Annotated in this window: 1 protein-coding gene; it reads left to right on the forward strand. The window is 66.6% G+C overall.

Features of this window, described 5'->3' with window-relative positions; genetic code table 11:
* The coding region (locus C6P61_RS17475; RefSeq protein ID WP_146115105.1) for an FAD-binding protein at nt 1–700 on the forward strand (700 nt) is incomplete at both ends.

Below are 700 nucleotides of genomic sequence, written 5' to 3' on the forward strand. Positions count from 1 at the left end.
CAAGCGCCTGCCCTCGGTCTACGAGATCGGCGTCAACTTCGCCAACGTCGACATCACCAAGGAAGACATTCCGGTCGTGCCGACCATCCACTACCAGATGGGCGGCATCCCGACCAACATCCACGGCCAGGTCGTCACCCCCGACGGCAACGGTGGCCAGGCAGTCGTCAACGGCCTGTACGCGGTCGGCGAATGCGCCTGCGTCTCGGTGCACGGCGCCAACCGCCTGGGTACCAACTCGCTGCTCGACCTGCTGGTGTTCGGCCGCGCGGCCGGTAACCACATCGTCGCCAATCTCGACACCAAGGCCGAGCACAAGCCGCTGCCTAAGGACGCTGCTGACAAGACCCTGGCACGCCTGGCGCGCCTGGACGCCAGCACCACGGGCGAATACGCCCAGGACGTGGCCAACGACCTGCGCGCGACCATGCAGCAGCACGCGGGCGTGTTCCGTACCCAGGCCAGCATGGACGAAGGCGTGCGCAAGATCAACGCGATGCGCCAGCGCGTCGCCAACATCACGCTGAAAGACAAGTCCAAGGTCTTCAACACCGCGCGCATCGAAGCGCTCGAGGTCGACAACCTGATCGAGGCCGCCCAGGCTACCATGACCTCGGCTGCCGCCCGCCACGAATGCCGCGGCGCGCACACCGTCAACGACTACGAGCGCGGTGCCGATGACGCCGAATTCCCGCTGGGC

The sequence above is a fragment of the Malikia spinosa genome (assembly GCF_002980625.1).
Classification (GTDB): domain Bacteria; phylum Pseudomonadota; class Gammaproteobacteria; order Burkholderiales; family Burkholderiaceae_C; genus Malikia; species Malikia spinosa.